The 18,621-nt window shown below is 65.5% G+C and carries 12 protein-coding genes; 4 read left to right on the forward strand and 8 right to left on the reverse strand.

Annotation, left to right across the window (positions count from 1 at the left end; translation table 11 throughout):
• The first annotated feature begins 29 nt into the window (after positions 1-29).
• On the forward strand, positions 30-899 hold the full coding sequence (locus FIU28_RS13730) for a fumarylacetoacetate hydrolase family protein (protein ID WP_143573742.1): 870 nt from the start codon (positions 30-32) through the stop codon (positions 897-899).
• A gap of 132 nt (positions 900-1,031) precedes the next feature.
• Positions 1,032-2,012 (forward strand): tripartite tricarboxylate transporter substrate binding protein, encoded by a 981-nt coding sequence (locus tag FIU28_RS13735; protein ID WP_143573744.1) that lies wholly within the window; start codon positions 1,032-1,034, stop codon positions 2,010-2,012.
• 10 nt (positions 2,013-2,022) lie between these two features.
• On the opposite strand, the gene FIU28_RS13740 is transcribed toward FIU28_RS13735, so the two are convergent.
• The 3 genes from FIU28_RS13740 to FIU28_RS13750 form a co-directional block, all read right to left on the reverse strand.
• On the reverse strand, positions 2,023-4,170 hold the full coding sequence (locus FIU28_RS13740; RefSeq protein ID WP_246660673.1) for a carbamoyltransferase C-terminal domain-containing protein: 2,148 nt from the start codon (positions 4,168-4,170) through the stop codon (positions 2,023-2,025).
• A 66-nt stretch (positions 4,171-4,236) separates the two neighbouring features.
• On the reverse strand, positions 4,237-5,568 hold the full coding sequence (locus FIU28_RS13745) for a peptidoglycan DD-metalloendopeptidase family protein (protein WP_143573746.1): 1,332 nt from the start codon (positions 5,566-5,568) through the stop codon (positions 4,237-4,239).
• A 95-nt stretch (positions 5,569-5,663) separates the two neighbouring features.
• Positions 5,664-6,464: a peroxiredoxin gene (locus FIU28_RS13750; protein ID WP_143573748.1), complete on the reverse strand. Its 801-nt coding sequence runs from the start codon at positions 6,462-6,464 to the stop codon at positions 5,664-5,666.
• Between the two features lie 282 nt (positions 6,465-6,746).
• On the opposite strand from FIU28_RS13750, the gene FIU28_RS13755 reads away from it, so the two are divergent.
• The gene (locus tag FIU28_RS13755; RefSeq protein ID WP_143573750.1) at positions 6,747-10,376 is read left to right on the forward strand and encodes a DUF3971 domain-containing protein; all 3,630 of its coding nucleotides are present in this window, start codon (positions 6,747-6,749) and stop codon (positions 10,374-10,376) included.
• A 69-nt stretch (positions 10,377-10,445) separates the two neighbouring features.
• Here FIU28_RS13755 and FIU28_RS13760 read toward each other — a convergent pair whose 3' ends face one another.
• The 3 genes from FIU28_RS13760 to tyrS form a co-directional block, all read right to left on the reverse strand.
• Positions 10,446-12,140 carry a methyl-accepting chemotaxis protein gene (locus FIU28_RS13760; RefSeq protein WP_143573751.1) on the reverse strand — a complete coding sequence of 565 codons (1,695 nt, stop codon included), beginning with the start codon at positions 12,138-12,140 and terminating at the stop codon, positions 10,446-10,448.
• Between the two features lie 192 nt (positions 12,141-12,332).
• Positions 12,333-13,547: an MFS transporter gene (locus FIU28_RS13765; RefSeq protein WP_143573753.1), complete on the reverse strand. Its 1,215-nt coding sequence runs from the start codon at positions 13,545-13,547 to the stop codon at positions 12,333-12,335.
• Between the two features lie 84 nt (positions 13,548-13,631).
• On the reverse strand, positions 13,632-14,885 hold the full coding sequence (tyrS, locus tag FIU28_RS13770) for a tyrosine--tRNA ligase (RefSeq protein ID WP_143573755.1): 1,254 nt from the start codon (positions 14,883-14,885) through the stop codon (positions 13,632-13,634).
• Between the two features lie 152 nt (positions 14,886-15,037).
• Here tyrS and FIU28_RS13775 point away from each other — a divergent pair, with 152 nt between their 5' ends.
• Positions 15,038-16,141 carry an anhydro-N-acetylmuramic acid kinase gene (locus tag FIU28_RS13775; RefSeq protein WP_143576182.1) on the forward strand — a complete coding sequence of 368 codons (1,104 nt, stop codon included), beginning with the start codon at positions 15,038-15,040 and terminating at the stop codon, positions 16,139-16,141.
• 144 nt (positions 16,142-16,285) lie between these two features.
• Here the strand turns inward: FIU28_RS13775 and FIU28_RS13780 are convergent, their stop codons facing one another.
• Together FIU28_RS13780 and FIU28_RS13785 are read right to left on the reverse strand one after the other, a co-directional pair.
• Positions 16,286-16,933, reverse strand: a complete 648-nt coding sequence (locus FIU28_RS13780; protein ID WP_143573757.1) for an alpha/beta hydrolase — start codon at positions 16,931-16,933, stop codon at positions 16,286-16,288.
• Between the two features lie 233 nt (positions 16,934-17,166).
• Complete coding sequence (locus FIU28_RS13785) at positions 17,167-18,447, reverse strand: DEAD/DEAH box helicase (protein WP_143576183.1); 1,281 nt, start codon at positions 18,445-18,447, stop codon at positions 17,167-17,169.
• Between the last annotated feature and the right edge of the window lie 174 nt (positions 18,448-18,621).

Consider the following 18,621-nt stretch of genomic DNA (forward strand, 5'->3'; position numbering starts at 1 on the left):
AATAAACGCACCAGAGCACTGGAGAGAAAATGCGCCTCGTCACGTTCCTTCATAACGGCCATCAGGCCGTCGGCATCGCCGATGAGATGCTCACGCAGGTTTCGCCGCTGCCAGCCGAAATCGCGCCGGACATGCTGACCCTGATCGCCAATTACGATCGCCTGAAGGACGGGCTGGCCGCTGCCGCAGGCGCGCCGCTGCCGATCGCCGGGTTGCAGCTCCTCGCGCCGATCCCGCGTCCGTCGCGAAACGTGTTCTGCGTCGGCAAGAACTATCACGAACACGCCAAGGAATTCGCCGGCTCCGGCTTCGACTCCTCGGCCAAGGAAGTGGTGCCGGAAGCGCCGGTGATCTTCACCAAGCCGTCGAGTACCGTGATCGGGCCGGGCGCGTCGATCCCGAACTATCTGGATCCGACCGACAGCACCGACTACGAGGGCGAGCTGACCGTGATCATCGGTCGCGGCGGCCGCGGCATCACCAAGCAGGATGCGCTGGCGCATGTGTTCGGCTACACGATCATCAACGACGTCACCGCGCGCACGCTGCAGCACAAGCACCGGCAGTGGTTCATCGGCAAGGGCATCGACGGGTTCTGTCCGATGGGACCGGCTATTCTGACGGCCGATGAAATGCCGGACCCGACCAAGATGCAGCTCAAGACCTACGTCAACGGCGAACTGCGCCAGGATGCGTCGGTCGCCGATCTGATCTTCGACATTCCGACGCTGATCGAGTGTATCTCGTCCGTGATTACCTTGGAGCCCGGCGATCTGTTGGCCACCGGCACGCCGGCCGGCGTCGGCCTCGGCTTCAAGCCGCCGCGCTTCCTCAAGAAGGGCGACGTGGTGGCCATTGACGTCAGCGGCATCGGCAGACTGGAAAATCCGGTCGGCTGAACGAGCTATCAACATGCGGTGGCGTCCTTCGCCACCGCATGCTGCGATACACGATACAAGGCGGTCAAATCGTCGGTCCTTGAGACGGCGGCCCATCGATGGCGCCGCACAAAACACATTGGGAGACATCACATGAAACGTCGCGACTTCATCGCGGGCCTTGGCGGCCTTTCGGCTCTCGCCGTGACCGGCCAGAGCGCCCGCGCGCAGGACGCCTGGCCGACCCGCAACATGACCATGATCGTGCCGTTTCCGGCCGGCGGGCAGGCCGACATCGCGGCGCGTCCGATCGCCCAGTACATGCAAAAGGTGCTCGGCAAGCCGGTCATCATCGATAACCGCTCTGGCGCCGGCGGCTCGCTCGGCAATGCGACCGCAGCACGCGCGCAGCCCGACGGCCACACCATGCTGATGACGCTGTCGTCGCTCGCCGTGCTGCCGGAAGCCGACCGCATCTATGAGCGTCCCGTCGCTTATGAAGTCGATCAGCTGCAGCCGATCGCGCGCGTGCTCGCCGATCCGACGCTGTTCGCCGTGCCGGCCAGCGCGCCGTGGAAGACCATTGCGGACTTCGTCGCCGACGCCAAAGCGCGGCCCGGTGCCATCGCCTATGGCTCGTCCGGCCCGTTCGGCACGCTGCATGTCTCGATGGAAATGTTCGCGATCGCCGCCGACATCAAGCTGCTGCACGTTCCCTACCGTGGTGCTTCGCCGGCGATCAGCGATCTCCTGGGCGGCCAGATCCAGGCGCTGGCCTCCGCGCCGGGCACGCTGAAGCAGCATGTCGATGCCGGCACGCTGCGCGTTCTCGCCAATTTCGGCGGCGAGCGCCTGGCCGCCTTCCCGAACGTGCCGACGTTCAAGGAACTGGGCTACTCCGATGTCGAGTTCTACATCTGGGCCGGCCTGTTCGTGCCGAAGGGTGTCCCGCAGCCGGTGGTGACAAAGCTGCGCGAAACGATGAAGTCCGCGATGAGCGATCCGGAAGTGACCCGGACGTTCGAGGCCGCCGGCAATATGCCGGCCTATCAGGACGCCGACGCCTTCGCGCAATTCGTCGCCAAGGACAGCGCGCGCCTGGTCGCGGTAGCCAAGAAGATCGGCAAGGTCTGAGCTACGATTCCTAACCGCAGGGACGGCGCCACGCCGACAGCCACGCCGTAAACCGGCCGCTGTCGCGCGTGCCGCCGTGCCAGGCGGCGGTGACCGCGCCGTCGCAGGCGACCATCATCACGACATCGAGTCCGGCCGAGCGGCGCAGCGTGTCCACCGCCTGTTGCGGCGTCTGCGCGATGGGTCCTGCGACATTGAACGAGGTGTTGACCGAAAGTTCGACGCCGATGTGGCGGCCGAGCGCTTTCAGGATGGCGTAGGTCAGGGGGTCGTCGTCGGCGCGGACGATCTGGATACGGCCGGTGCCGTCGGCGTGGATCACGGCCGGAATTTTTATCCGGGCTTGCGGCTTCGATTGCGCGGTCAGGACCATGTAATTATAGGCGTTGTAATCAGCGTCAGCGGCGCCTTCCAGCAGCTCGAAATATTCCTGCGCCGCCTCAAGCGTCGCCATCGGCGCCAAAGGGCGGATCGCCTCGCGAAATTTTACCCGCGCATTCAGCCGCTCGCGCGTCGCGGGATCGCAGGGGTTGGCGAGGATCGAACGATGGCCGAGCGCGCGCGGGCCGGTCTCCGCCGCGCTCTGGTACAACGCGACGATGCCGCTTTGCGCGATGATAAAAGCGATCAAATCAGCCACGGCATCGATGCCCTCGGGCGTCGAGATCGAGCCGACCGGCGTCGAGGCGATGTCGTCGCTCTTCAGCGCCTCCGCGATGTCATCCGCGGCCGGCGCGTCGCCGCCATAGAACGCATGCGTGATCGGTGCTCCGCGCGGCGCGCCGAGCAGATGCGCGAACACCCAGGCGGCGCCGATGGTGACGCCGGGATCGCCGGGTACGGGCGGCACCCACAGATGCAGTTTCGAGCGGCGGCCTTGCGCCTGCGCGAACCACGTCTCGTCGAAATGCTGCAACAGCCGCATGTTGCCGAGCGCATTCAGCGCCACGCCGCCGGTCAGGACCAGCCGGCGTGCCCCGGTGGTGCGCAGCAGGTGATCGACGATATGGATCAGCGCATCCTCGAACACCAGTTGCGTCGCGGCCGCCTTGTCGAGGCGGTCCTGCGTATCGGCGCGGTGCGCGATGTCCTCGACGCGCAGCACCGCGTCGGGATTCCACAATTGATCGGGCTTCAGCGGTTGACCTAGAAGGTCGATCAAAGGCTGCTTGTAGGGATGTTCGAACGGGTCGCAGTACCAGTTGCCCATCGCGCGGTTGAGCCGCACTTCGCCGTTCACGGCAAATTCCAGCACCTCGCGCAAGCGCGGGTAATACCGATTGCTGGCGCGGTTCATGTCGCCCCAGGCGGCGGCGCCCATGTAGCGGCCTTCGCAGGACAGCCAGGTCCAGCCGCCCTGCGTCGAGGCGATCACGCTGTAGAACGCGCCGAGGGAGTCGAACACGCTGTCATTGCAGAACAGTTTTTGCATCGCGCCTGACTGCGCGACATAGGTCGATACCGAGCCGAGGTCGCCGGTGCCATCCAGCACCGCGATCGCCACCGGCTCGTTGTCGGGGAAGGGCGAGGCTGCGAAGGAAAACCAGGCGTGGTTGTCGTGATGCGGCATCATCAGAAGCGGCACGCGGGCGGGCAGGCCGAACTGCTTGCGCAACAGTTTTGGCGTGCGCGTCATCTGCTCGAAGCGCCTCGCATCGAAGCTGACGGAATTCTGCGTGCGCAGCAGTTTCAGGCTCTCTGGGAATTCCTCGATCACGCTACGCAGCAGAGAGCCGATCAGGTCGGGATAGTCCCAGCTCGTCAGCCACGCATCGATATCGCCGACGTCGCGGCCGATCGTCCGCAGCGTGGCACGCATCGCATCCAGCGCGCCGCGCGGATATTGCGTGGTGTGCTTGTCGCCGGAGAAGCGTTCTTCTTCATTGTTGACGATCAGCCGCGGCCCGCGCGCCTGCGTCACTTCGACCAGGGCGACGCCGGAATTATGCGTGCCGGGCAGGCCGAGGCCGGCGAGATACACCGTCTCGCCGCGTGCAAGCTTGGCGCGGATTGCCTGGATGCGGTCTGCCGTGAAACGGGAATCATTGGCGTGAAACCCGGCCAGTGCCATCAGCCAGGTCGTGACGCGGCGGGTCGCTCGGAAGCCGAAGCGGCCGAGGCGTGGATATTTCGGGCCGATGCGTCGGGGAGAGCTCAAGAGGCAGCCTCGGGTTTCACTGCCGCTTCAATCACACTCGGGGCGGGGCAACAATGCCCGGCATCCCTAGCCCGCACCGAGCCGTGCACCCGCGCGCAGGAATTTCTGCGGGTCGACGGCTTCGCCCTCGATGCGGGTTTCGTAGTGCAGGTGCGAGCCGGTGGAGCGGCCGGTCGAACCGGCGAGGCCGATCACCTGGCCGATCTTGACGACGTCGCCGACCCGGACGTTGATCTCCGACAAATGGCCGTAGCGGGTGGCGAGGCCGTTGCCATGGTCGAGCTCGATCATCTTGCCATATCCTCCCGCATAGGCCGCCGAGGTCACGCGGCCGTTGGCGGTGGCGCGGATCGGATCGCCGGTCGCGGCGCGGAAGTCGAGGCCGGTATGCATCGCCGGGCGGCCGAGGAACGGATCGGAGCGCACGCCGAAGGTCGAGGTGTATTCGATTTCCCCGACCACCGGCTTGCGATAGGGCACCAGCGCCATGGTGCGGTTCAGTTTGTCGAGCTGCGCGCGCGTCGTATAGGTGCGAACGAGCTGGCGCTCGAACGGGCCGGCGTCGGCGGTCAGCTTGACGGGAACGTAGGGGCCGCCCATTGGCGCGCGGGGTGCTGCGGCTTCGAGCTGCGCCATGTTGAGGCCGAGCTCGCTGACGACGCCGCGCATCCGGTTGACCTTGGCGTTCATCGTTTCTTCCGCCACGCTCAGGGTCGATAATTGCTTGCTCTCGACTTGGTCGAGCGAGGCCTGCAATTTTGTAATGACGGTATCGACGCCCTGGATCTTGGCGAAGTGGCCGGGCATCACGGCGTTGAGGATGCGGGTGCCGAGCCGCGCCTGGCGGTCCGGCGGCGCCGTTGGCGTGACGGTTGTATTGATCGGCGACGGCTTCGGCGTGCCGGATGATGCGGGGGGCTTGCCGATCGAACCGGTCGCCAGATTATCGGGGATCGCGCTCAGCATGGCGGCGCGGTTTTCCAGCACGGCCTGGCGGCGGGTGACTTCGGCGAGTTTCTGGTCGAACTGTTCCTGGTCGAGCATCTGCCGGCTGGTCGAGCGATCGACCTTGGCACGCAGCTCGGAAATGCGGTCCTCATAGGCGTATTGCATTTCGGCCTGCCGGGCGATCAGCTTGGTCAGCACGTCGTCGCGGAACGCGAAATAGGTCGCGGTCGCCGCCGACCAGGCGCCCAGCACGGTCACGGTGCCGACCACGATCCAGAACACCACGGGGCCGATCCGGAACTGCTTGCCGGCATGCGCGATCGTATAGTCGCCCTGGCGGGCCGGCTGCGCCGGGGCCTTGGCCGGGCCGGTCCGACGCGCTTGCGCCCGGTGGTGATCATGGGCGTGGTGCTGTGGATATTCGGCGTGGTGCGCGGTGCGGTTCGACATCAGTACTCCCGGCGCCGGCCAGGAAATACGCTCTGGCCGGCTCAATTACCGGGGGATTTGACCCTCTCATGGTTAATTTTGAGCAAAGGGATCCGCTAAATTTGACGGGCCTGCTCGAGTACCGCGTCAGCATGTCCATCGACTTTCACACCGCGCCAGATTCGCGCCACGCGGCCGTCGCTGCCGATCAAAACCGTGGTGCGAAGCACGCCTTCGAACACCTTGCCATACATCGATTTCTCGCCCCACGCGCCGTAGGCCTTGAGCATCGACTGGGTCTCGTCGGACAACAGCGGCGTCGTCAGATCGTGCTTGTCGCGAAACGATTCCTGCGCCTTCAAGGGATCGGCGGAAACGCCGAGCACCATTGTGTCAGCGGCCTTGAAATCACGGCCGAGGCGGGTGAAATCGATCGCCTCCTTGGTGCAGCCTGGCGTATTGGCGCGCGGATAGAAGAAGATCACCAGTTTCTGCCCGGCAAAGTCGGCGAGTGAAACGGTGGCGCCGCCGTCGCGCGGCAGGCTGAATCCCGGAGCCAGACTGCCTTCGGCGGCGAGCGCCGGCGCCTGATCGAGCTTTGCCTTCGCCGGCTTCGGTGCGGCGACGGCTTTGGCCGCCGGCGCCGGCTTGCGGGCCTTCGCGGCGGCAACGGCCTTCGGAGCCTTGGCAGCCGGTTTCGCTTTCGCTGCAACCTTGGCAACCGCCGTGGCGGCGGGCTTCACGGGCTGGGCAACGGTCTTCTTTGCCCGCGCCTTCGCTACCGGCTTGGCTACCACCGGTTTGGCAACCTTCTTGGCAGCCGGCTTCGCGGCGCTTTTGGCGGCTGGCCTGGCCGCGCTCTTGGCCGCGCTCTCGGTCGAGGCTTTGGAGGAATTCTCGCGCGATTTCTTGGACATACGCCTTCCTTTCGTCGCTTTCAGCGGATCAGTGTGATGAATATTAGAAGTGCTTTGCGCTGCCGGGTAAATCCGCCGCGGTGCAAATGATCTGCCCCCGGAGTATGGTTACAAAGGATTCGACGCAACACCCGATCCCGTGTGCCTGAACGCGGCGCCACGACCTGAACGTCATGACTAACCCGCGAATGAGCCGCATTGCCGGAACAGGGGCCATCGAGCGATCGATGCGCAGATGCCCGGAGCGATCATTCTCATCATCAGCGCCTGCACCGAGAGGCAATGCCAAGTAACAAGCCGCCCCAAGCGACAATTCCGCACGCCGGTCAGCAGTCTCCGCAATGGAACGATTCCGATTGGGATCAGCTCCATCAAGAGGTTGGCAATCATCGCGCGCGCCGGCTGCTGTCCAATCCGGACACCGGGCACGGCGTAGAGCCACCGCGTCGCGGCGGCTGGCTGAAGCGGACACTCGGGGTGCTGCTCCTGCTGCTGGTCGTCGTGGCCGGCGGCTTCGGCGCGCTGTGGTGGCGGCTCGGCGCCGGGCCGATCAATTTCGACATGGCGACACCGTGGCTGGCTGACGCGATCCAGGACAATATCGGCGAGGGTAACACCGTCGAGGTTGGCGGCACCCAGATCGAGCGGTCCGGCCGGATCCGGATCGCGGTACGGATCCGCGACATCGTGGTGCGCGACCGCGATCACGCCATCGTCGCCAGTGCCCCTAAGGCCGAAGTCAAATTGTCGGTGCCTGCGATGCTGATGGGCCGGCTGCGCGCCGAAAGCCTCAACCTCGTCGATGCCGTGCTCGCGGTCCGCATCATGCCGGACGGTGAGGTCACCGTTTCCACCGGCGACAATGCGCGCCCGCTGGCGACCGGCGTGGCGACGCCGCGGGTCGCGCCGCCGGTCATTCCGCCGACCATCCCGGTGCCGTCCGGCCCGTCGCTGTCGCTGCCGCCGGGTCAGGTCGCCCCCCTGGTCCAGGCGCTGCCTACCCCGCCGGTTCCGGCGGCCGAGAAACCGTCGCCCAGCGGCCTCCTCGCCGGGCTGGAGTGGCTCGACAGCCTCAGCCTGACCGGACTGGACGGCCAGAACCTCAACGAGATCGGCCTCAAGAACGGCACGCTGGTGATCGACGACCAGCAGCGCGGCAACACCTCGACCTTCAACAACATCACGCTGAACCTGCGCCGCCCGCATACGGGCGGCGTGGCGATGAGTTTTGGCGAGGCTGGCAAGACGCCGTGGTCGTTCGGCGTCGTGGTCGGTGCGCCGTCTAACGGCGTGCGCTCGGTCGAGATCAAAGCAGACAGGGTTCCGACCCGGAACATCCTGCTGGCCTTGCGCATGAAGGACCTGACCTACAGCGCCGACCTGCCGCTGACCGGCGAGTTGAAGGGCGAACTTGGCCGCGACGGCCTGCCGACCTATTTCCGCGGCAAGATCGTCGCCGGCGCCGGCCCGATCATCGACAATGATACGCCCGATTATCCGATGCTGATCGATTCCGCCGAGGTCAATCTCGAATGGGATTCCGGCCGCCGCGTGCTGCTGGCACCGTTCAAGGTGGTTGCCGGTCCGAACCGCGTGACGCTCTTGGCGCATGTCGAGCCGCCCAACGACGCCGTGCCGAACTGGCAGGCCGGCTTGAGCGGCGGCACCATCGTGCTGCCCGGCACCGGCAATGAAGCGCCGCTGATCTTCAACCGGATCGATATCGGGCTGCGTTTCGATACCGACAACAAGCGGGTTTTGCTGACGCAGGCCAATATAAGCAATGGCGAGATCGGGATCGCCGGTTCCGGCGCGGTCGATTACGCCGGCGAGCCGCGGCTGGTGCTCGGGCTTGCCGGCACGCCGATGTCGGCGTCTGCCTTGAAGCGGATGTGGCCGATCCTGGTGACCCCGGAAGTCCGAGAATGGGTGATCGAGCGGATCGAGCGCGGCTCGGTGCAGCGGCTCGACATCGCGCTCAACTCGCCGGTACGCAATTTGTCGCGAAGAGGCCCGCCGATCCCCGATGACGGCCTCAGCGTCACCATCCTCGCCAATGGCGTGACGCTGCGCCCGGTCGATGACCTGCCGCTGATCCGCGACGCCGACCTCAAGGCCCGCATCACCGGCCGCACCGCCACGGTGACGATCGGGCAGGCCGGTGTCGATACGCCCGCGGGGCGCAAGCTCAATCTCACCGACGTCGTGTTCGAGGTGCCGGACATGGTGCCGAAGCCTATGCCGGCGCGGGTCAAGTTCAGGGTCGAGGGGCCGGTGCCTGCGGTAGCGGAAATCCTGGCCTCCGACCGCCTTAGCGACGTCACCGGCAACACGCTCGATCCCAACGCCACCAAGGGCAATGCCTCGGCGTTCGTCACCATGGGCATGCCGATCAAGGGCGAACTGACCAAGGCCGACACCACCTATACGATCAATGCCGACCTCAAGGATTTCGCCGGCGACAAGCTGGTGATGGGCCAGAAGCTGGAAGCCAACGCCCTGAAGATTACCGCCAACAACCAGGGCTATCAGGTCAAGGGCGACGTCCGGATCAACGGCCAGCCCGCCGCGCTGGACTACCGCAAGCCGACTGACGGCGATGCCGACGTGCGGCTGCAGGCCACGCTCGACGACGCCAGCCGCGCCCGGCTGGGCTTCGATCTCGGCCCCGCCGTCAGCGGCTCGTTGCCGCTCAAGCTGGCGGGCCGGATCGGGTCCGGAGACCGCGAGAGCAAGTTCGGCATCGAGGCCGATCTGACGCCGATGAAGATCGACAACATCCTCCCGGGCTGGACCAAGCAGCCGGGCAAGGCCGGCCGCGCGGTGTTCAACGTGGTGCAGAAGGGCCAATCGACCAGGCTCGAGGACATCGTGGTCGACGGCTCCGGCGCCTCGATCAGGGGCGCGGTCGAGGTCGACCAGAGCGGCGATCTGGTCAGCGCCAACTTCCCGACCTTCTCGCCGTCGGAAGGCGACAAGACCTCGCTGAAGGCCGATCGCAGTCAGGACGGCACGCTCAAGGTGGTGATGCGCGGCGACGTGTTTGACGGCCGCGGCTTCCTGAAGTCGGTGATCTCCGGCAAGGAGACCGACCCCAAGAACAAGACCAAGGCGATCGATTTCGACATCGACGTCAAGCTGGGGGCGGTCGCGGGCTTCTACGGCGAGGCCATCCGCAGCCTCGACGTCAAGATCTCCAGGCGCGGGGGGACGATCAAGAGCTTCACGCTGAATGGCAAGCTCGGACGCGACACGCCGCTGACCGGCGACATGCGCGGTCGCGCGCAGGGTGCCGCGCGCGATATCATCTACATCGAGACCAATGACGCCGGCGCGCTGCTGCGCGTCACCGACACCTACGCCAAGGTCAGCGGCGGCCAGTTGTCGCTGGCGATGGATACGCCGAGCTCCGACAACCGTCCGAAGGAAGGTCTGGTCAATCTGCGCGACTTCGCCGTCAAGGGCGAAGCGCAGCTCGCCAGCGTGGCCGGCGGCGGGCAGGGCGGCACCCAGAACAGCATCGCCTTCTCGCGGCTGCGCGCCGAATTCACCCGGCAGAACGGCCAGCTCACCATCCGCGAAGGCGTCGTGAAAGGCCCGGTCGTCGGCGCCACCATCGAAGGCAGCATCGACTATCCCGCCAACACGGTGCGGATGAGCGGCACCTTCGTGCCGATGTACGGGCTCAACAACATGTTCGGCCAGTTGCCGGTGATCGGGCTGTTTCTCGGCGGCGGCAGCAATGAAGGGCTGATCGGCGTCACCTACGAGGTGATCGGCACGCCCGGCGCGCCCGTCATGCGCGTCAACCCTATCTCGGCGCTAGCGCCGGGCCTGGTGCGCAAGATCTTCGAGTTCAACACTGGCAAACAGAACAACCCGGTCGAGTTCCCGAGCGGCTCGAACAACTAGTCCATGCCGGGCTTAAAGAAAAAGGGCGCGGTCATTGCTGACCGCGCCCTTTTTTGTTGCTAGGGAACTTTACGCTGCGCGGACGCCGGCGAGGAAGGTGCTGACTTCGCCGGACAATTGCTCGGCCTGTTTCGACAGGCCGGACGCCGCGCTCAGCACCATGCTGGCAGCGCCGCCGGTTTCATGCGCGGCCGAGCTGACGCCGCCGATATTGGTGGTGACCTCCTGGGTCGCCTGCGCGGTCTGCGTCACGTTGCGGGCGATCTCGGCGGTGGCGGCGCCTTGCTCCTCGATCGCCGAGCCGATCGTGGTGGCGATGGCGCTGACTTCCTCGATGGTCGCGGTGATGCCCTGGATCGCATCGACCGCTTCCCTGGTCGCCGCCTGGATCTGCGCGATGCGGGTGCCGATCTCCTTGGTGGCGTCGGCGGTCTGGCCGGCCAGGCTCTTCACTTCGGTGGCGACGACGGCGAAACCGCGGCCGGCTTCGCCCGCGCGTGCCGCCTCGATGGTGGCGTTGAGGGCCAAGAGGTTGGTCTGGCTGGCGATGCTGTTGATCAGTTCGACGACGTGCTCGATCTGCTGCGCACCATCCGCCAAAGCGCGGACGATGCTATCGGTGCGCCGCGCGCTATCGACCGCATGGCTCGTGATCTTTGCGGACTGCGCCATCTGCCGGCTGATCTCGACGATCGATGACGACAATTCTTCGGCGGCGGCGGCGACGGTCTGGACGCGGCTGCTGGCTTCGGCGGCGGCGGTCGCGACGATCGTTGCCTGGTCGTTGGTGCGCGCCGCGGTGCCGGACATCGACTGGGCGGTGGCTTCGAGTTCGGTCGAGCCGGAGGCCATCAGCCCGACCAGCGCGCCGACCGACTGGTCGAAACGGTTGGCGAGCTGGATCAGTGCATCACGCTTCTCGGCCTCGCCGGTCTGTTTCAGGCGGGCCTGTTCGGCTTCAAGCGTACGCGCGGTCATCGAGGTCTGCCGCAGCATCTCCAACTGCTCGGCCATGCGGCCGATTTCGTCGCCACGGTCGGTCTCGTCGACCGCGGTGTCGAGCGAGCCGGTGGCGATGTTGTGCATGCGGCCCTGCAGCCGACGCAGCGCGCCGAGCACGTCGCGGGCGATCAGCCAGGACAGCAGCGCCATCAGCGCCAGCACGCCGGCGCCGAGCAGGCCGAGCCTGGTGAGCAGCGCATTCACGTCGGCATCGAGATCGTCGACATAGAGGCCGCTGCTCATGGTCAGGTCCCACGGCGCGTAGTAGCGCGCGTAGACCATCTTCTCCAGCGGCACGGTCTGGCCGGGACGGGGATAGAGATACGAGGTCGTGCCGCCTTCCGGCGACTTGCGACCAGCATCGATGGTCGCCTTGGAGATCAGCACGCCGTTGGAGTCCTTGGTGCCGGTGAACTTGCCTTCGAGCTTGGGGTTGCCGGCATTGACCAGCAGCACGCCGTCGGAATGATAGGCGACGAGGTAGCCCTGCTTGTTTCCGAACGTCATGCCGCTGGCGCGCTGGCGATACTGGGCCTGCGCGTCAGCGAGCGTGAGCTTGCCGGCCGCGACTTCGTCCTGCAGCGTCTGCGCCATGCCGACCATCAGGTCGACGGCGGTATGCAACTGGCCCATGCGGTCTTCCAGCATGCGCTTCTGGCTCAGCGAGGCGGACACCGCGATGATCGCGCAAACGGATATGGCGGAAACAACCACGATGCTGGCGAGCTTGGTGCGGATCGTGAAGCGGCTGAGCAGACTCATCTGGACCTCCAGTCGGTAAAACTTGAGGTAGTTTGTAGCTGCAAGGTGCTTACCAAAGATGAAAGTGCGTTATATGAATACGCATCTCAATGCAACAGGCGTGACATGCACGCTAAAATAGAGAAATCAGTCGTAATGTCCTGCAGCGCGCATCAACTGAGGTAGGCGCTGTTCACCGCGCCCACCTTCAAGTTAACGGCGCAGCGCAGGCACGACGAGAAACGGGATCATGCCGATCACCACGCTGACCAGCGCGAAGGCGATCAGTGGATTGTAGCTCTGCGTCCAGTCGTGCAGCAGTCCGCCGCTCCATGAGCCGAGCGCCGAGCCCAGCCCGCTGCCGATCGTGATGGTGCCGTAGATGGTGCCGACGCGGGGACCACGAAATATCTTCATCGCGGTCGCCGTCAGCAGCGGCCCGCGCGAGCCGATCATGCTGCCGAAGCAGATCACGAAGCCGGTCAGCAGAAAATAGTTCGGGTACCATTGCAGTAGCCACAACATGACGATGCCTGCGATCGACAGGGTGTAGCTGAACAGGATCGAGGGGCGGCGGCCGATCACGCCGTCGAGCCACGACACGCCGAGCATGCCGAACAGCAGCACCACGCCGCTGAAACCCCAGGCGGTCGCAGAGGTCAGCGGCGGAAAGCCGGCATCGATCAGATAGGCCACGACCTGCGGCGCGATCGCATACATGCCGATCGCGGTGAAGAAGAACGTCGAGAACAGCGCCCAGAACGCGTGATGGCGCATGGCCCGCGGCAGCGTCCAGCCCTCGTCGGCAAGATCGTGGCCCTCGGGCTTCTCTAGATGCTCCGAGCCATTTGCAAAGAAACGCCATGGCAAGAGAACCAACGGTAGCAGCAAAGCCAGCACCATCCAGCCGAAGGTCTGATAGGCGCCGCGCCAGTCCAGGCGGTCGATCAGGATTTGCGCGAAGGGCAGCATGATGAGCACGCCGGCGCCGGTCGCGGAATACACCACCGACATTGCGGTCGGCAGCCTTTTGCCGAACCAGCGGCCGAGCAGGATCGAGTTCGGCACGTTGCTGATGCAGGCGACACCGCAGCCCAGCGCGATCCCGATGGTGACCTGAAACTGCCAGAGCTGCTGTGCAAAGGAAGCGGCGAGGAAGGCGCCGCCGATCAGCGCCAGTCCGGTGACGAACACCGCGCGGGGGCCGGAGCGGTCGAACAACCGACCGACCAGCGGCGAGGCAAGCCCGATGCAAAGCGCGGTCAGCGAGTAGATCGAGACCACGTCGCCGCGATCCCAGTCAAAAGCCTGCGAGATCGGCAGCAGGAAGACCGTAAAGCTCTCCTGTAGCCCGCGACCCAGGACCGACAGCGTGAAGCAGACGCCCAGAACGGCGAGCGCGGTGCGCTGGGAGGCTTTGGGGTCCATCGGGCTCTTCTTCACGGCGTTTGCGAATGGCCCACCATGGAGCGCGTTTCGCAGTGCATGAACAAGTGCGCCCGGCGAATGGCCCTATGCGGGCTTGAGCAGGATGTGCTTCTTCTTGCCGAGCGACAGCTTGATCACGCCCTCCGGCGTGAGTTGCGCCGGCGTCAGCAGCATCTTCTCGTCGGTCACCGGCACATCGTTGACGCGCAGCCCGCCGCCCTTGATCTGGCGCCGCGCCTCGCCGTTGGAAGCGACGAAGCCGGCAGTGACGAAAATGCCGAGCACGCCGATGCCGGCCTCGAGTTCGCCGTGCGGAATATCGATGGTCGGCAGGCTCGACGAGATCGCGCCTTCCTCGAAGGTCTTTCGCGCCGTCTCGTTGGCGGCGTCCGCCGCCTCGCGGCCGTGCACGATGGCGGTGGCTTCGGTCGCGAGGATCTTCTTGGCTTCGTTGATCTCGGCGCCGCCGAGGCGCTCGAGCCGGGCGATCTCGTCGAGCGGCAGCCGCGTGAAGATCTTCAGGAATTTGCCGACGTCGTCGTCTTCGGTATTGCGAAAATACTGCCAGAAATCATAGGGGCTGAAGAGGTCGCCGTTCAGCCATACCGCGCCGGTGGCCGACTTGCCCATCTTCTCGCCGGACGATTTGGTCAAGAGCGGCGTGGTCAGCGCGTAGAGCTGCGGGCCGCCCATGCGGTGGGAGAGGTCGACGCCGTTGATGATGTTGCCCCACTGGTCGGAGCCGCCCATCTGCAGCGTGCAGCCATAGCGCCGGTTGAGCTCGGTGAAGTCGTAGCCCTGCATGATCATGTAGTTGAATTCGAGGAACGACAGCGACTGGTCGCGGTCGAGCCGCAGCTTGACGCTGTCGAAGGCCAGCATGCGGTTGACCGAGAAATGCCGGCCGACGTCGCGCAGGAATTCGACGTAGTTCAGCTTCAACAGCCAGTCGGCATTGTTGACCATCATCGCGTCGGTCAGGCCATCGCCGTAGCGCAGCATCTTGCCGAAGATTTTTTTGATGCCCTGGATGTTCTCGTCGATCTTCTCGACGGTCAGCAACTGTCGCTGGTCGTCACGGAAAGAGGGGTCGCCGACCATCGAGGTGCCGCCGCCCATCAGGGTGATCGGACGGTGCCCGGTCTCCTGGAACCAGTGCAGCATGGTCACCGAGATCAAATTGCCGATGTGCAGCGACGTCGCGGTGGCGTCGTAGCCGACATAGGCGGTGACCGGGCCCTTGGCGCAGGCGGCATCCAGCGCCTGCGGATCGGAGATCTGGTGGATGAAGCCGCGGCTCTGCAGCACGTTCAGAAAGTCTGATTTAAATGCGGTCATCTGTTGAAGACTCTGATCATGATATTTTTACGCTGACTCGACAGATTGGCGGTGCGCCGGGACCGGCGACCGCCCATCCGGGGCGCCGTGTGGCATTATAAGATCGGGCCATTAGACACAAGTTTCACCTGACGAGGGCTTTGGCCGTGGCATTGATGCTGACCGCGATCGGGCTGATGAGCGGGACCTCGCTGGACGGGGTCGACATCGCCTTGATCGAGACCGACGGCCGCGCCGTGCGAGCCTTCGGTCCGTCCGGCTACCGGCCCTATGCGGAAAGCGAGCGAGCCGTGCTGCGCCAGGCGCTGGCCGAAGCCGCGGCGCTATCGGACCGCGACGCGCGGCCGGGGGTCCTGGCCGAGGCCGAGCGGGTGGTGACTTCGGCCCATGCCGAGGCTGTGGCCGGCTTTCTCACGCAAAACCGCATCGCCCGCGAAAACGTCGATATCGTCGGCTTCCATGGCCAGACGGTGCTGCATCGTCCGGCCGACCGGCTGACGGTGCAGATCGGCGATGGCTTGGCACTGGCGCGGGCGATCCATATTCCGGTGATGCACGATTTCCGCGCCGCCGATGTCGCGGCCGGCGGGCAGGGCGCGCCTTTGGTACCGGTCTATCATCGCGCGCTGGCGCAGGCGCTTGGGCGCGGCGGGGCGGTCGCCGTGGTCAATATCGGCGGCGTCTCCAACATCACCTATATCGACGGCGACACCCTGATCGCTTGCGACACCGGTCCCGGCAACGCGCTGCTCGACGATTTCATGTTCCGCAGCATGGGCGAGCCGTTCGATTGCGAGGGCCGGCTGGCGGCGCAGGGCGTGGTCGATGAGGAATTCGTGGCGTGCGGGCTGGCATTGCCGTTCTTCGCCGCGCCGCCGCCGAAGTCGCTCGACCGCAATGCGTTTGCTGCGCTTGTATTGCGCAACATGGCGCCTGCCGACGGTGCCGCCACGCTGACCGCGTTCACCGCCGCGGCGATTGCCAGCATCGGGCCATTGCTGCCGAACCCGCCTCTGAGCTGGATCATCACCGGCGGCGGCGCCCGCAACCTGACAGTGCTGCGCATGCTGCGCGCGCGACTTGCGCCAGCGGAGGTAGAAACCGCGGATTCGCTGGGATGGTCGGGAGACGCAATGGAGGCGCAGGCGTTCGGATTTTTGGCCGTGCGCGGGCTCAAGGGCCTGCCGATCAGCTATCCGGCCACCACCGGCGTACCGATCCCGATGACCGGCGGCGTGGTGGCGAGGCCGGGGTGATCGTAGCCCGGATGAAGTCGACGCGCCCTTGGGCGCGGCGACGCAATCCGGGGAAAGCGTTTGTGATGGACGGGCCGGACCCGGATTTCACCAGCGATCGCGCTTCGCGCCATCGCCGGCTTCATCCGGGCTACAGACGCCGCTTTAGCGGACGTTCGCCAGGCGCATGTCGAGATAGCCGGTGACCGATTCCATCAGCGGCTCGAGCTTGCCGTCGAAGAAGTGGTTGGCGCCGGGGATGATGTGCTGGTCGATGACGATGCCCTTCTGGGTCTTCAGCTTCTCGACCAGCGTGTTGACGTCCTTCGGCGGCACCACGGCATCCTTCTCGCCATGCACGATCAGGCCCGAGGACGGGCAGGGCGCCAGGAACGAGAAGTCGTAGAGATTGGCCGGCGGCGCGATCGAGATGAAGCCCTCGACCTCGGGGCGGCGCATCAGGAGCTGCATGCCGATCCAGGCGCCGAACGAGAAGCCGGCGACCCAGCAGGCACGGGCTTCGGGGTTGATGGTCTGTGCCCAGTCGAGCGCCGCCGCGGCATCCGATAACTCGCCGGTGCCATGGTCGAACGAGCCCTGGCTGCGGCCGACGCCGCGGAAATTGAATCGCAGCACCGAGAAGCCACGGTGCACGAAGGCGTAATAGCACTGGTAGATAATCTGGTGGTTCATCGTGCCGGCGAACTGCGGATGCGGGTGCAGCACCATCGCGATCGGCGCGTTCTTCTGCTTGGCCGGATGATAACGGCCCTCGATGCGGCCGGCAGGTCCGGTGAAAATGACTTCGGGCATGGATGATCCTTGAGGTAATCAACCGACTTCGCGCAGGGTTCGGCGGGTGGGCTTGCAAGCCCGGGCTCGGAGAGTCCTGCGTCTAAGGTGGCGGATCGGGCGCAACGGGCGGCGCCGGGTGAAGCTGAGGCCGCGTTCTACCATGAGGCCCAGGGCAAAAAGCAAGCATCTTGAACAGGGTGTCGCAGCTTCGCGCCGACGGGCAGGCGGATCGGGGGCCGATCGAGTTCCCGTCAGGCAACCTTGGCCGCGTTGCGTGCCGCAAGCTTCTCTTCCTCGGTCCAGATCTTGCGCTCGCGTACCTGCTGGGTCTTGACCTGCTTGGCCGGCCCGCCCCCCAGCACCGGCGCGGGCGCGGTCGAGTGGCGCGCCACTTCGCAATGCCATTCGTGATCGTGATGAACCGTCAAGGCGCGACCGATTTCCCGCTCCACATCATGCAGCCAGGCGCGCTGCTCGGCGTCGCACAAAGTGATGGCAAAGCCGCTGCGTCCGGCGCGACCGGTGCGGCCGATGCGGTGGACATAGCTTTCCGGCAGGCTCGGCAGGTCGTGGTTGAACACATGCGTCACGGTGTCGACATCGATGCCGCGCGCCGCGATATCCGTCGCCACCAGCACCTGCACGGTCCCGGCTCGGAAGGCGTCCAGCGCGCGCTCCCGCTGGCCCTGCGACTTGTTGCCGTGCAGCGCTTCGGCCGTGATGCCTGCTTCCGTAATGAAAGCGCAGACTTCGTTGGCAATGTTCTTCTGCAGCGTGAAGACGACGGCCTGGCCGATCTCCTTCGTCTGCAGCAGCGCCAGCAGCGCCGCCTTCTTGTGGGCGGCGTCCATGAACATCACGGACTGCTCGATCCGGTCCACGGTGGTCGAGGGCGGGGCGATCTCGACCTTTGCCGGATCGCGCAGCAGGCTCTCGGCCAGCGCGGCGATGGATTTCGGCATGGTGGCCGAAAACAGCATGGTATGCCGATCCTTCGGCAGGGTCGCGACAATGCGTTCGATCGGCTTGGCGAAGCCCATGTCGAGCATCTGGTCGGCCTCGTCCAGCACCAGAGCTTCAAGTCCTGAAAGGTCGCAGAGGCCCTGTTCGATCAGATCCAGCAGGCGCCCTGGCGCCGCCACGATGATATCGACGCCCGTCTCAAGCGCATTGACCTGGTGGAACTGGCTGACGCCTCCGAAGATCGTCGTCACGCGCGGCTGCAGATGGCGGCCGAACGTCTCGAAGCCCACCGCAATCTGCGAAACCAGTTCGCGCGTCGGCGCGAGCACCAGGACGCGGGCACCGCCCTTGGGCGCCGGGCGGGGATTTGCTGCCAGGCGATGCAGCAGCGGCAGCGCGAAGGCCGCGGTCTTGCCGGTGCCCGTTTGAGCCATGCCGAGCATGTCACGGCCCTGCAACAGCATCGGGATCGATTGGGCCTGGATCGGAGTAGGGTTGGTATAGCCTTGCTCGGACAGTGCCTGTAGCAGGAGCGGCGCCAAAGCGAGATCGGCGAAGGTCATGGTCATGGTCACGCGGCGCCTCCAGCGCTGAACGAGGCTGCGCCTGGACGGGCTTAGCTTTTCGAGAGGGCGGACTGTTAGGGGCGATGTTGCACTGCGTCAACGCGGAAAACAGCGACCGCGGCGTTTTAGGGTCGGGTTTCCCTTCCCGCCGCGCTAGAGTGGATCGACAGGTTTTCG

The organism is Tardiphaga sp. vice154, assembly GCF_007018645.1.
Lineage (GTDB): Bacteria > Pseudomonadota > Alphaproteobacteria > Rhizobiales > Xanthobacteraceae > Tardiphaga.